The sequence below is a fragment of the Shewanella sp. FeAMO genome (assembly GCF_053653955.1).
The window spans coordinates 633,154-645,966 of sequence record NZ_CM132201.1 but is presented as its reverse complement, the minus strand read 5'-3'; the positions used below and the strand labels follow the sequence as shown (position 1 = coordinate 645,966).

The 12,813-nt window shown below is 53.7% G+C and carries 14 protein-coding genes; 4 read left to right on the top strand and 10 right to left on the bottom strand.

The window, feature by feature from the left end; all coding sequences use genetic code 11:
* Positions 1-139: 139 nt before the first annotated feature.
* Positions 140-1,222, top strand: coding sequence for an outer membrane-stress sensor serine endopeptidase DegS (gene degS / locus ACWAU4_RS02960; protein ID WP_208126084.1), 1,083 nt, complete (start codon positions 140-142; stop codon positions 1,220-1,222).
* A gap of 76 nt (positions 1,223-1,298) precedes the next feature.
* Here degS and rraB read toward each other — a convergent pair whose 3' ends face one another.
* From rraB to ACWAU4_RS02930, 6 genes are all read right to left on the bottom strand, one after another.
* On the bottom strand, positions 1,299-1,688 hold the full coding sequence (gene rraB, locus ACWAU4_RS02955) for a ribonuclease E inhibitor RraB (protein WP_025009331.1): 390 nt from the start codon (positions 1,686-1,688) through the stop codon (positions 1,299-1,301).
* 31 nt (positions 1,689-1,719) lie between these two features.
* The gene (locus ACWAU4_RS02950) at positions 1,720-2,463 is read right to left on the bottom strand and encodes a 1-acylglycerol-3-phosphate O-acyltransferase (protein WP_025009330.1); all 744 of its coding nucleotides are present in this window, start codon (positions 2,461-2,463) and stop codon (positions 1,720-1,722) included.
* Between the two features lie 138 nt (positions 2,464-2,601).
* The gene (locus tag ACWAU4_RS02945) at positions 2,602-3,363 is read right to left on the bottom strand and encodes a metal ABC transporter permease (RefSeq protein WP_093982046.1); all 762 of its coding nucleotides are present in this window, start codon (positions 3,361-3,363) and stop codon (positions 2,602-2,604) included.
* Between the two features lie 2 nt (positions 3,364-3,365).
* The gene (locus ACWAU4_RS02940; RefSeq protein ID WP_025009328.1) at positions 3,366-4,274 is read right to left on the bottom strand and encodes a metal ABC transporter solute-binding protein, Zn/Mn family; all 909 of its coding nucleotides are present in this window, start codon (positions 4,272-4,274) and stop codon (positions 3,366-3,368) included.
* A complete protein-coding gene (locus ACWAU4_RS02935; RefSeq protein WP_208125470.1) occupies positions 4,258-5,463 on the bottom strand; it encodes a hypothetical protein in 1,206 nt (401 codons plus the stop codon). Before ACWAU4_RS02935 ends, ACWAU4_RS02940 begins: the two co-directional genes overlap by 17 nt.
* An 81-nt stretch (positions 5,464-5,544) precedes the next feature.
* Positions 5,545-5,844 carry a hypothetical protein gene (locus tag ACWAU4_RS02930; protein ID WP_062793559.1) on the bottom strand — a complete coding sequence of 100 codons (300 nt, stop codon included), beginning with the start codon at positions 5,842-5,844 and terminating at the stop codon, positions 5,545-5,547.
* A 248-nt stretch (positions 5,845-6,092) separates the two neighbouring features.
* Between ACWAU4_RS02930 and ACWAU4_RS02925 the strand changes: the two genes are divergently transcribed.
* Positions 6,093-6,218, top strand: coding sequence for a hypothetical protein (locus ACWAU4_RS02925; RefSeq protein ID WP_037436329.1), 126 nt, complete (start codon positions 6,093-6,095; stop codon positions 6,216-6,218).
* Between the two features lie 4 nt (positions 6,219-6,222).
* On the opposite strand, the gene ACWAU4_RS02920 is transcribed toward ACWAU4_RS02925, so the two are convergent.
* Positions 6,223-6,558, bottom strand: coding sequence for a hypothetical protein (locus ACWAU4_RS02920; RefSeq protein ID WP_025886860.1), 336 nt, complete (start codon positions 6,556-6,558; stop codon positions 6,223-6,225).
* A gap of 179 nt (positions 6,559-6,737) precedes the next feature.
* Here ACWAU4_RS02920 and ACWAU4_RS02915 point away from each other — a divergent pair, with 179 nt between their 5' ends.
* Positions 6,738-8,357, top strand: a complete 1,620-nt coding sequence (locus ACWAU4_RS02915; RefSeq protein ID WP_454290449.1) for a mechanosensitive ion channel family protein — start codon at positions 6,738-6,740, stop codon at positions 8,355-8,357.
* A 60-nt stretch (positions 8,358-8,417) separates the two neighbouring features.
* Here the strand turns inward: ACWAU4_RS02915 and ACWAU4_RS02910 are convergent, their stop codons facing one another.
* Complete coding sequence (locus tag ACWAU4_RS02910; RefSeq protein ID WP_028779654.1) at positions 8,418-10,124, bottom strand: formate--tetrahydrofolate ligase; 1,707 nt, start codon at positions 10,122-10,124, stop codon at positions 8,418-8,420.
* Positions 10,125-10,357: 233 nt separating this feature from the next.
* Positions 10,358-11,191, bottom strand: coding sequence for a MaoC/PaaZ C-terminal domain-containing protein (locus ACWAU4_RS02905; protein WP_101059290.1), 834 nt, complete (start codon positions 11,189-11,191; stop codon positions 10,358-10,360).
* A 198-nt stretch (positions 11,192-11,389) separates the two neighbouring features.
* On the opposite strand from ACWAU4_RS02905, the gene ACWAU4_RS02900 reads away from it, so the two are divergent.
* Positions 11,390-12,184 carry a methyltransferase domain-containing protein gene (locus ACWAU4_RS02900; RefSeq protein WP_107005578.1) on the top strand — a complete coding sequence of 265 codons (795 nt, stop codon included), beginning with the start codon at positions 11,390-11,392 and terminating at the stop codon, positions 12,182-12,184.
* Here ACWAU4_RS02900 and ACWAU4_RS02895 read toward each other — a convergent pair.
* Positions 12,145-12,780, bottom strand: coding sequence for a chemotaxis protein CheD (locus tag ACWAU4_RS02895; RefSeq protein ID WP_025886858.1), 636 nt, complete (start codon positions 12,778-12,780; stop codon positions 12,145-12,147). The genes ACWAU4_RS02900 and ACWAU4_RS02895 overlap by 40 nt on opposite strands.
* Positions 12,781-12,813: the final 33 nt, after the last annotated feature.

The window sequence follows — 12,813 nt, the reverse complement described above, 5'->3', positions numbered from 1 at the left end:
AAAAAGCGGGGATAACCCCGCTTTTTCTATTTCCGGTGCCCAATTCAGGGCAAAATTGACTTCCTGAGCCTTGACTAATGTTCGCAAGAGCAAGAAACATGCTAATCTAACGAGCCTTTTTTTAATATTCAGCAATATCATCACAATGAAAGAAACCCTGATCTATATCTGCAAAGCTGTGGTCTTTGGCCTGGTAATGGCAGCCGTCTTTCTGCTGGCCAACCGTTTTATGGGCGAAGGCAATCTCGGTGGCAACCTGTTGCAGTTCAGGGGAAACAGTGGTGCAGAGCTGTCCTTTGCCAAGGCGGTACGCCGCGCCGCGCCAGCGGTAGTGAATATCTATAGCCTGAGTATCAACCAGAGCCAGCCTCTGAATGGCGGCTCTCTGCAGGGCCTGGGCTCAGGCGTCATCATGAGCAAGGAAGGCTACATTCTCACTAACTATCATGTGGTCAAGAAGGCCGATGAAATTGTGGTGGCATTGCAGGATGGCCGAAAATTCGGTGCAGAGGTAGTCGGTCAGGATCCTGAAACCGACCTGGCCGTGCTGGAGATCCAGGGGGATAACCTGCCAGTCGTACCGGTTAACCTCGACAGCCCACCTCAAGTGGGCGATGTGGTGCTTGCCATAGGTAACCCCTATAACCTGGGGCAAACCATTACCCAGGGGATCATCAGTGCCACAGGCCGTAACGGCCTGAGCACAGGCTACCTGGACTTTCTGCAAACCGATGCCGCCATCAATGCCGGTAACTCGGGTGGCGCCCTGATAGACACCCATGGCGGCCTGATAGGCATCAACACTGCCGCCTTCCAGATAGGCGGTGAAGGGGGTGGCCATGGCATCAACTTCGCCATTCCCATCAAGCTGGCCTACGCTGTCATGGGCAAACTGATCAAGGACGGCCGGGTTATTCGCGGGGCTCTGGGGATCTCGGGTGAAGACGTCAGCCCGGTTGTGGCGCAAATACTTAACTTGCCGGATCTTCGCGGCGTAGTGGTAACCGGCATAGAACCCAATGGCCCGGCAGCACTGGCCGGTCTGAGGCCCAGAGATGTGATCACTCAGTATCAGGGTGAAGAGGTTACCCGCATCTATATGCTGATGGACAGGATTGCCGAGACCACCCCAGGTACCAAGGTCACCCTGCAGGTGATCCGCGCCGGTAAACAGATAGAGCTCCCGGTCGTTATTGGCGAGAAGCCGGTCGACTACAACTGAAAATAAATCTGCCGGCAAAACTGACAGAGACAAAAACACCGGGCCAAGAACCCGGTGTTTTTATTGGTAACAGGACTTAGTCCTGCTCTTCGTCGTCTTCATCTTCCAGCTCGTCACCTATGTAATAGGTGCCCCAGCCGTCATAGTCGACCTTATGCTTGACCGCCAGCTGCAGCAACTGCTCACAGGCCTTATCCAGAAGTTCGGCTTCCAGTTGGTGGTAGGCAATGGCGTCAAAACAGAAAATCAAACTACCATCATCCAGTTCCACCTCTTCGGCGTCGTTAACCTCAAAGCCCAATTTAAAGGCATCGACTGCGGCCTTTTCCAGGCGGTCAAAGTTAGTGGACGAAAAATGGTGTTCTATGGTGTATTCAGCATCGGCCTCAGAACCGTCATCCAGCAAGGACTGAATAATGTCACGGTTTTCCTGCTTCTGTGCCTGCAACAGACGTTCAATGGACATGCTTGTCTCCGAAAAAATAGGTCAGAGGGTATTATACGATATCCGCGGGCACAGTTTTACCCATAAGTGCTGCCGCCTCGGCATTGAGTTGTTTCAGTTTGCTGGCCATGGTGGCATGGACCTTATCGGACAACTCTTTAACATTGGCCTTACTTAGGCCTTTGGTCGCCACCGGCTCCATCATCTCAATGATCACCACGCCATTGTTCCAGCGGTTGAGCTTGATATGACACTGATTGGAAGCCAGTACCGGCACCATAGGTACTCCGGCGGCTATGGCGGTATGAAATGCCCCAGCCTTGAAGGGCAACAGACCGCGACCGCGACTGCGGGTTCCTTCAGGAAATATCCATACAGAGAGGCATTTCTCTTTGATCTTACGCGCCGTCTCGGCCATGGTTTCAAAGGCGCGGGTACGGTTTTTACGGTCGATGAGAATATTACCCGAAAGCCAATAAAGCTGACCAAACAGCGGCATCCACAACAGGCTCTTCTTTCCCAGGCTGACAGTGCCTTTGGGAACCGCTGCTGTGTGGGTAAACATATCGAAATTATTTTGATGGTTCGCCAGAAAGATACAGGGCTCACCCGGGTTGGTTTTGCCTGCACGCACTATGACTTTAACACCCAGTATAGGCGCTACCGCCGAAAACAGTCGGGCAAACAGGTGTACATTGTCTCTGTGTCTTGGACGCAAGATGCAAAAAATGCCACCAAAAACAAAGGCCAGCAATAAGAGTACCGCCAGCAGCAGAGAACGGACTATCAACAGCATAAATTTACTCCACTTATGCAACGGCGGACAGTATAGCTACAGGCCTGCTGTGGCTCAATCTTTTGTTTACATCTGTGCGCTGATTTTTAACAGCATAAAAAAATGCGGCCACTGGGGCCGCATTCAATCTCGCCAGTCTCAGCGGCGGCCGCTGAAGCCAAGCAGCACACGGAACAGCAGAGCGCTCAGTGCCAGAGTTGCCACTATCGCGGCCCCACTAGGCAGGTCATAACTCGCCGAGGCCCACAGACCGGCGACATAACCCAATACCCCGACCAGATAGGCCCAGCCAAGTGCGAAACGGCCGCTGTATTTATTCAGCGCCAGTGCCGGCAGAATCAAGGTGCTAAACACCAGATAGACACCCACCAGCTCCACCGACAGGGTTATCACCAGGGCAAACAGGGGATAAAACACGGCGCCATTGAGCAAAGACGGGCGCCACAGCAATAGCCCCAACACCAGAGCATAAACCAGTGCCGGCAAGATCAGTTGTGGCCAGTTGACCCAAAGGATCTGTCCCGACATCAGTTGCTTGAGCAGCTCGGCACCATGGGGGTCGTTGGAGAGCAGCAACATGGCAGCCACAGCAGCCAACACGTAGAAGCAGCCGATCATGGCCTCCAGCTCAGAGGCCATCTTACGTGACAACCAGGCTATGACTCCGGCCCCGGCCAGGGCAAACAATGCCGGCATCCATACATGAGAATAAGGAATATCCTCCAGATCATGGTTAAGATGCGCCACTATCGCCCCCAGAGCCGCCACTTGGGCAATCGCCAGATCGATAAAGATGATCCCGCGCTTCAACACCTGACGCCCCAATACCACATGGGTTGAGAGTACCAGCAGGCCGGCCGCAAAGGCCGGCAGGAGTATGCTGAACAGTCCGCTGTCCATAATCAATTCACGCTCTTGAGCAGCGAGATGGCGCTGTCATACAGGCTGAAAAGATCCTGGCTCTGGGCGTTACCACCGACCGACATGGGCAATACCAATACCGGCAGCTTGGCTCTTTCACCCAACCAGTTGGCGCCACGTTCATCCTGATAGGATGCCACTACCACGGCACTGACATCCCCTTGCCCTGCCCGCTCAAGCAGCGAAGCCAAGTGTGAACTGCTGGGGGGCAACCCGGGCTTGGGCTCGAGATCCGCGACCTGAGAAACTCCCAACCAGTTGAACAGATAGCGGAAACTGGTGTGATAGGCGATAACCTTCTTGCCCTTGAGTGATGCCGCTTCGGCTTCCCACTTGGGAATAGCTTGCTGCCAACGCTCGCTGAATGCCTTGAGCGCAGCCTCGTAATCGGCTTTTCCTTGAGGATCCAGGGCCACCAGCTTGGCGCTCAGCGCCTTGGCGATATCCAGCATCCGATACGGGTCAAAGTGCAGATGCGGATTCCCCTTGGCGTGCACATCCCCCATGCTGCGGTCGACCGAATCCAGCTTATCCAGGGTCTCAACCTGATCGGCTGCAAAAAACAGCCCCTGATCCGTAGAGCGCACCTTGGCGTTGGAAGATTTCATCTGCAGCATAGGCAACCAACCGATTTCCAGATCCGCACCGGCGCAGACCGCCAGATCAGCCTGGCGCATCTTGGCGATTAAACTGGGCCGAGCCTGCACCTGGTGAGGATCCTGCAAGGCGGTTGTGGCCGAATAGATGTCCGCATCCGGCGCCAAGCTCTTGGCCAACGCGGCATATTCAGGTTCACAGGCAAAAATATTCAGGCTGGCCTGAGCCTGCCAACTGGCCACCAGAGTTAAAGCGGCCGTGGCCAGGCCGACAAATTTAGAATTGATGCGCACCGTGGGCCCCCAGAGTCATAACGTATTGCAGAGTGATAACATTGTCGTCTTCGATACCGTCGAAATTAGTGCCACGCTGATTGGTGTACTGCAGTCTTACGGTAGAGAAGTGGCTGTGATGCCAAGCCAGGCTAACTTCGGTTTCTTTCAGCTTCTGACCGTGGAAATGATCGTCGTGGGCCTGCTGGGTATCCAGCTCGCCGTAGCGGATCCCGGTAGACCAGCTGGGGCTCCATTGGTAGACACCGCTCAGATACCAGCCCTGATGGTAATCTTTCGGCTCTGCATGGGCGTGTTCATCCTCGTGATGCTCATGCTCGGCCTCGGCAACGAAATCTGCCACCCGGAAATATTCACCACTCACAGTCAGATGCTGATACTTGTAGTTGCCGTTGGGTGCCCACTTATAAACAAAGTCGGCAATATAGGTGTTTTCACCCGTATAAGAGGCACCATGGCTGTGACCTTCATGGTCGTGGCCGTGATCATGCTCCTCTTCCTCACCTGCGTGCTCTTCAAAAGGGGTCATGCGGCCATTTTCATTGCGCAGATATGACAGCCCCAACTGCCAGGAACTGTCTGTCCCTATATCGCCACCTATCTTGGTGTAAGCGGTATAAACACCCACATCCTTGAACTCGCGCTCGCCGTGTTCATCCTCGGCACGCATCTTGTCGCCCTTGAAAGCTTCCAGACCCATTACCCAGTAAAGGTCTGTCGGCGCCACATAGTTCAAGCGGATACCATCATCGAAGTAGTGATTGCCCAGGAAGGCACGGTAAGCCGCCGGTCTGTCGGTAAAGGCGTCTGTGTGGGGATGTTGGTTATTGAGATAGCCCACATCAGACAGGAAACGTCCGGCGCGCACCGCAAACCCTGCCGGCATCGCCAAGGTCTGAATAAAAGCCTCTTCCAGATTCACTTCGGTATCACCATCATGATTTTCTATGGTGGTGGTGAGTTTGCCGTAAAACATATCGTCAATATTGGCGCTGAGCGCCAGTTCGGTTTCCCCCAGACCAAAACCTTCCTGGCGCTCGGCCATGGGACGATCCGCCGTTTGATAATAGCCATCCAAAACCGCACTGATCGCCGGATTGGTCAGCGTAGGGTCCTGGGCCATTGCACAGGTGGAAACCAAGCCAAAGGCCAAGGCCAGAGGCGAAATACGAGTTGAAAAAACAGTCATTTTAGCTCCTGAAATACAGCAGTCATCGCACCGCAATTCCATGCGGTCGATAGCAAAATTTAAATAGATGTCTCTTTAAATTCAGGCTGTTACAGGTGGAGCACGACTGTTAAACAGGCGAACGTGGGGCGCCTGCCAGGAAGGAGCCGTAAAACTGACTCTGATATAGGATTGTTTGACAGCATCCAGATGCAGCCCGGTGCCGGGCATGAGCTTGTTCAGCTGATGCTGATGGAAACAGAGAGTACAGTGGGTCTTGTGACCCTCTTCGAGATGGGAAATGCTGTGGGCCGATGCAGCCACAGACAAGAGCACCAGTATGGCGGCAAGCCATATGGCAATAGTGCTTCTTGTACGAACAGCGATATACAAACCTAACATCCCCCAGATAGATCCGGCGCTAGTGTAAGCCAGCCTACCCCGAGGTTGCAACAAGGTTAACAAGGCGAAGCTGAAACTAAAAGTTACAAGATATGTAACAACGCCAAGGTTTCGGCGCTAATTACAGCTTACGGCCTGGCTGAGATTAAGTTCTGCTTAAGCTCTGCCGGTTAAGGTTTACCCTATACTCTTACTCTTTGTGCTCGCGCGGGCCCGCCCATGGGAGCAGCGTAACCAAAGGAAAAGCTATGTTGGCATTTCTCAAAAATAACCTGGGGATTATCCTGTTTGCCATTCTGTTTTGCGGCGCCATTTTGGGCGGCATCTATTACGTAGAAACCTCCCTGGCCAATCAGGTACAGGTGGTAGACTGAGCCCTCAGCGATACTTCTGCCGCTGCGCCGAATCATCCTCTTCAACTTTAACCGGCGCTTCAACCGTGTGCAGATGATCCATCAGGTGGCTGATCAGCAAGACGATCAGCCCAAGGATTGCGACAGGTATCCCGAAGTGTCTGGTCTCTGGAACCAACCAGGCACAGATAGCCGCAGCCGCCCCCAGATAAAAACCCACCAGTTTCAATTTCAATAACCAAGGCGTCTTCCCAAGCCAGGCTTCACAATGAGGACACTGGATCTGCGCGGAAAAGCCACTGCCCCGCTGCCGGGCTATCTGAGAAACATTAAAGGTTTTATTGCAATTGGAACATAGCACTCGAGCGTTCTCCGGCGAGCTCAACAAAGGGCGCTATTCTAGCAAAGCTGGCGTCTGCCTTATATCTCCCATGAGTGAAAAACCACAAATCCGCGAGCTTTTTGGGCGTCATGGGACATTTCGTGTCATATTTATTGACTCCAACACTTCAAAAATACAGATAAAAATCGGACAAAAACATGGTTAGAACTCTCTTGCTCGTGTTGTGTTTATCTCTTTCCTGGCAATCTTTCGCATCTGAACCTGAACCGCTCGCTACCGAGCAGCTCACTTTGATGCAGCAAACCATAAGACAAAATATTCAACAGCTTCGCAGTGCCAAAGGCGAACTCAAGGCGGTGAGTGAGTTTAGGATCAAGGCGCTGATTCTGGCGCAAAGAAATAAACTCAAAGAGAGCATAGATGCCATTGGCGACAAGAGCGCAGAACAGAATGCCAAGGTGAATGTTTTGCCGCATCTGCAAGCGCAGCGGCAACTCCTGCAGGAGATGGTGCAATATCTCGACAAGGAGATAATGTCGCTGCAGGGCAAGCTCGGCAAAGGGGAAGATCAACAGCTAATGCTTGAGATCTCCCGCCGCAGCCTGGAAAAGGATGAAATTCAAAAAGGCTTACTGGAACTGCTCAACTGGTCAGGGCAACTGGGACAGGATGTCAGCCAGGCGAAAGAATCACTCAAGCAACGTCTTATCGTCAGAGCCGAGTTGCTCGAAAGTCTGGTGAGCTACAACCAGCAGCAGTTGGGCGTGCAAATGGCTGAAAATGCGCTGGCGGGCAAAGATGTCAGCAGCGAGCAGAGCAAGGCCTTGACCCTGCTGAAAGAGCGTTTGGAAAACAACAGCAGCAGCCTGAGTGCAGTGATAGGCATGCTGGATAAACTGGATGTAGATACCAGCGATCTGAAAAAGACCCTGTTTGCCATTTCCGGGGATATCACCCAGGACGTCCTCAATATCGATATCGTCTCCAGTCTGGCCGGACAATGGTTTGATATCGCCAAGGCGCAGTTGATTGAATGTGGGCCGGATATACTGTTCAAGATATTTATATTCTTGTTTATCTTGCTACTTACCGTCTTGCTGGCCAAATTAACCAAGCGAATCGTCGCCAAGGCGGTCAGTAACTCCAAACTCAAGTTCAGCAAGCTGCTGCAAGATTTCTTCACCTCGCTTTCCGGCAAGATTATTTTTACCTTGGGGCTGCTGATAGCCTTGTCACAGCTTGGATTCGAACTCGGCCCATTGCTGGCCGGTTTCGGTATTGCCGGGGTAATTATCGGTTTTGCGCTACAGGATACCCTGTCCAACTTCGCCTCAGGGATGATGATCCTTATCTATCGTCCCTTCGATGTGGGAGATCTGATCCATGCCGCCGGCGTCACAGGCAGAGTCAGCCATATGAGCCTGGTATCTACCACTATCAAGACCCTGGACAACCAGCGGCTGATCATTCCCAACAACAAAATTTGGGGCGATACCATCAACAATATCACCGCCGAGCATCACAGACGGGTAGATATGACCTTCGGCATCAGCTACAGCGATAATATTGAACAGGCCGAAGCCGTGCTGGAGCAACTGGTGCAAGAGCATCCCAAAGTACTTAAGCACCCTGAGCCTACGGTTAAACTGCACCTCTTGGGCGAATCCTCGGTGGACTTTGTGGTGCGCCCTTGGGTCAGGCCGGAAGACTATTGGGAAGTTTACTGGGACATCACCCGGGCGGTGAAGATGCGTTTCGACGAGGAAGGGATCAGCATTCCATTCCCGCAGCGGGACGTACACTTCTATCGCGGTTAAATCGGCGCGGCAGTATCCAATACAACCAAGGGCGCATCTGCGCCCTTGGTTGTTATCGAGTTAAAGCCCTATCACTTCACCCTGCTCATTGATATCGATATGCAGGTAGCCTGGGTTCAAACCCAGCCCAGGCATTGTCATCACCTTGCCCACCAAAGCGGTGACAAAACCGGCTCCGGCGTTAAGCCTAAGCTCAGTGATTGGCAGGGTAAAACCGCTGGGTGCCCCCTTGAGTTTGGGATCGTGGCTGATAGACATAGGCGTCTTGGCCATACACACAGGCAGCTTATCTGCGCCAAGACGCCGGATCTCGGCCAGTTGCTCACGGGCCTTGGCCGACAACTCTACCCCGGCCGCACCATAACCAAGCTCGGCCAAGGTTGCCAGACTGGCCTCGAGTCCAAGCGAAGGGTCATAGAGAGGCTTGAAGCCATCGCCCTTGCCTATGGCCGCCAATACCGACTCGGCCAGGGCCTTGGCGCCATCGGCACCTAGGGCAAAGGCCTCACTGAGTTCACAAGCATCGGCGCCCTCGGCGAGGCAGGCCTGCCTCAGCCACTCAAGCTCCTGCTCGGTATCCTCGGGAAAACGGTTGACAGCCACCACCACAGGTGTGCCGTAGCGGCGCACATTGGCCAGGTGCCAGGCCAGGTTGGCAAAGCCCTGCTCCAGTGCCTGTTGGTTAGGCTGGCTTACTGCCTCCCCCTTGAGCCCGGCATTACTCTTAAGCGCTCTCAAGGTCGCCACCAAGACGGTGCAATCCGGCTGACGCCCGGAAATCGGCGCCTTGATATTGCAGAACTTCTCAAAGCCCATATCCGAGCCAAAGCCGCCTTCCGTGACCACATAGTCGCTGAGTTTCAGCGCCATTTCGTCGGCAATGATAGAGGAGTTGCCATGGGCGATATTGGCAAAAGGCCCTGTGTGGATAAGACAAGGGGCGCCGTTGAGGGTCTGCATCAATGTCGGCTCCAGCGCCTGACGCAAAATGGCGCACATGGCACCGGCAACCCCGAGCCGCTCGGCTGTGATGGCCTGTCCGGAGGTATCGAGTGCCAGCAACACCTGGCCGACACGGCGGCGCATATCGGCAAGATCGCGACTCAGGGCCAAAATGGCCATCAGCTCCGAGGCGGCGGTGATATCAAAGCCAGACTCATGCTCAGGGCCATTGTTATTTCCCAGCCCTACCTGAATTTGCCGCAGGCTGCGATCATTGTGATCCATCACCCTGTGCCAAAAGAGCTTTTCCGGATCGATATTGAGCGCATCCAAGCCACTGCGACGGCTGAACTCTGCCGCCCCGAGGCGTTGCTCGTGATGCAGCCTGGCATCCAGCGCGGCTGCGGCCAGGTTGTGGGCGCTGGTAATGGCGTGAATGTCCCCGGTAAGATGCAAATTCAGTTCTTCCATCGGCACTATCTGGGCATAACCACCGCCGGCAGCTCCACCCTTGACGCCAAAGACCGGCCCCATACTGGGCTGGCGCAAACAGGCGCAGACCTTGTGCTCGAGCGCATGCAGGGCCTGGGTCAAACCTATGCTGGTCACCGTCTTGCCTTCACCGTGTGACGTAGGCGTTATCGCAGTCACCAGAATCAGCTTACCGGGCAGATAGTCATAGACCCGTTCGAGCAAGGACAGCGGGATTTTTGCCTTGTGGTCGCCGTAACAGCTGAATTCACCGGGACGCAACCCCAGCTCAGTAGCAATATGCTCAATGGGACGCCTCGGCGTCATTCTAGAGATCTCTATGTCCTTCAACATTCAGTAAAACTCCCACAAGGGCCAAAGCAAATAGATCAAAGGACCCGCATACTAGGCCATTCCGGCTTCAAGCTAAAGTCGGAGCCCTCTTTATTCAGCAATACCTTAATCTGGGTCAAGAAATCTCTGGCCGGAATTGGCCGAAAAACAGTTTCCGAACGGAGGGAAAATAGCGAACGCAGGAATCATGGAGCCAAACAGGGGCCAAGGCGCGAAACCTAGGCCCCGACACCTCAGAGCAGGGAGATCTCACCAAAAAGATGCGGCCTGCGCCCTTTCTGATCTCTGAGTTCAAACTTATAGCCCTGCTCCATGGCCTCGGCGCAGAAGCAAACACTGGCCGGCATAAACAGCGGCAATTTGAACGCCACGTCAATGACACAGGGCCTATTGCCCAGCTCAGGCATCAACTGAGCCACGCAGCGGGCCTTGGACCACATGCCATGGGCCAGCACCCGGTCGAAACCAAAACGCTTGGAAAGCAAGGGATGCAGATGGATCAGGTTATAGTCACCCGAGGCTCTGGCATAACGCCGCCCCAAGTCGTCACCCAACTCCCAGACACTGGGGTTTTCCCACTGAATATCCCCGGCCTTGGGTGGTCTTGCCCTGCGCCCCGGCTTATCTATGCGATACAGATAAGTAGACAAGGATTCCCACACCAGCTCTCCGGCCACAGTCACCCTGGAAATAAGGTCAAACTCCAGCCCGGAATCTGTCTCTCGGCTGTCAGTGAGGCGACAGTCGATATCGAAACGCTCATCAAGGGTAACACTGCGAAACTGACTGATACGGTTACGCAGGTGGATCATTCCCAGCAGAGGAAAAGTGATGGCGTCATGGGTAAAGATCACCGCATGCAACCTGAAGGCCATCACATACAGATAGGTAGGCGGCAGAGTTTTGCCATCAAACTCGAAGCCACACACCTGAGCGTAGTCGGCCACCTTGCCGGGCTCCAAAACCACGCCGGGAGTATTAACGCTGATACGAGGTAAAGGCTGGTTGTCCCAGCCAGGCTTTCGCCCGAAAAAAATCTTGCGATACAGCGAAAACAACGAAGGCATTGTTCGCAGTTCGACACTGAATTCCATAACCAAAAAGCCCACCTTGAGTATTCCAAGCCGAGCATTATACCTCATCCCTGCCGTTTTCGGAGCTATCTATGATTTTGCGATCTGTCCGCCATAAGCGCTTGAGCCTGATGCCAAGGGCTGCGGCTTGTGAGACACTATATGCCTTCAAGTCATTCAGAACCCTCCAAAGTGCAAGATCAGAACTTTGACAAGCTGGCGCAAAAGTTCGCCAACAATATCTATGGAACCCCCAAAGGGCAGATCAGAGCCGCCGTACTCTGGCGCGATCTGCAGGAACAGTTACCCTATTTTGCCGGCCGTAAACTCAGAGTACTGGATGCCGGTGGCGGTTTCGGTTTTTTCAGTCAAAAACTGGCGGCCATGGGGCATGAAGTCGTACTTTGCGACATCTCCTCGGCCATGCTGGAACAAGCCAAAGAGCAGATTGCCGCCTCGGCCGAGCCCTTGGATATTCAACTGCTGCACTGCGCCATTCAGGAGCTGAACGTAACGGAACTGGGCCAGTTCGACCTTATCCTCTGCCATGCGGTTGCCGAATGGTTGCATGATGCCAAGGGGACGCTGGCGGGCTTGCTGTCACTCTTGAAAGATGACGGCCTGTTTTCACTTATGTTTTTCAATAAGGAAGCGATGCGCTTTCACGCCCTGGTGTCTGGCAATCTCGACTATGTGGCTGCCGATCTGCAAACCCGCAAAAAAGTCCGCCTCAGCCCGAAACATCCGTTGCAAATAGCCGATGTACAAGCTTGGTTTAACGAGTGGCAACTGGAGTTGAGGTGTGAATCCGGGGTAAGAGTCATCCATGACTATCTTAAAAAGAGCTTGCCGGATAATTTCGACTTCCAGCAACTGCTGGAGATGGAGCTGAAATACTCACGCCAGCAGCCCTATCTTTCTCTGGGCCGCTACGTGCATTTCATTGCTCACAAGGCATCCGGGCCGAACAACTCGATCGAGGGTTGATCTTTGCCATCCACTATCTGATCCAGATAACGGTTCTCTTCCGGCACCAGTTGCGCCAGGCGTTCGGGATCCATGTGTTTAAGCAGAACCTTGCCGCTGTTGGGGTGAAACATCACCTTACGCGGCCAAGGGCCGCCCAAATCCTCCGCCTGCACAGGGATCTGCTCGAGTTCGAGATAACGTAGTACAAAATCTATGTTGGACTGGCCGACATTCAGCACACTGCTTTGGCCCATTCTGGCGCCGCCGAATACTTTGGCCTGTAATCTGTGTCGCTGACCACCGACACAGAGTATGGCATTGATCAGCTGCTCCATGGCCCAGTTGCCGTAGCGGCAGCTGTAGCTGGTCAGTTGGTGCCAATCTTCGTGAAGTTTGCGCTCGGGTAACAGAAAGTGATTCAGGCCACCTATGCCGAGTACGGGGTCCCAGATACAAGCCGCCACACAAGACCCCAAGCGGGTAAAAATGTACTCATCGGCACCTGTAATATAAAAATCGCCGGGATCGACCCTGGCAACCACCTTGCCAAAACGTTCATCCCACTGACGAACTGTTCCTTCAAACCCCTTGTACGCATCGCTAATGCCTTGCATCTCAACTCCCTGTGTCCAAGCACAGCAAGTATA

Bases quoted from the DNA above. Each gene is read 5' to 3' on its own strand.
- ACWAU4_RS02905 (WP_101059290.1), bottom strand. From the start codon at position 11,191: ATGCCTTCGTTGTTTTCGCTGTATCGCAAGATTTTTTTCGGGCGAAAG.
- ACWAU4_RS02935 (WP_208125470.1), bottom strand. From the start codon at position 5,463: ATGACTGTTTTTTCAACTCGTATTTCGCCTCTGGCCTTGGCCTTTGGC.
- ACWAU4_RS02945 (WP_093982046.1), bottom strand. From the start codon at position 3,363: ATGGACAGCGGACTGTTCAGCATACTCCTGCCGGCCTTTGCGGCCGGC.
- rraB (WP_025009331.1), bottom strand. From the start codon at position 1,688: ATGTCCATTGAACGTCTGTTGCAGGCACAGAAGCAGGAAAACCGTGAC.
- ACWAU4_RS02895 (WP_025886858.1), bottom strand. From the start codon at position 12,780: ATGCAAGGCATTAGCGATGCGTACAAGGGGTTTGAAGGAACAGTTCGT.
- ACWAU4_RS02930 (WP_062793559.1), bottom strand. From the start codon at position 5,844: ATGTTAGGTTTGTATATCGCTGTTCGTACAAGAAGCACTATTGCCATA.
- ACWAU4_RS02925 (WP_037436329.1), top strand. From the start codon at position 6,093: ATGTTGGCATTTCTCAAAAATAACCTGGGGATTATCCTGTTTGCCATT.
- ACWAU4_RS02950 (WP_025009330.1), bottom strand. From the start codon at position 2,463: ATGCTGTTGATAGTCCGTTCTCTGCTGCTGGCGGTACTCTTATTGCTG.
- ACWAU4_RS02910 (WP_028779654.1), bottom strand. From the start codon at position 10,124: ATGTTGAAGGACATAGAGATCTCTAGAATGACGCCGAGGCGTCCCATT.
- ACWAU4_RS02915 (WP_454290449.1), top strand. From the start codon at position 6,738: ATGGTTAGAACTCTCTTGCTCGTGTTGTGTTTATCTCTTTCCTGGCAA.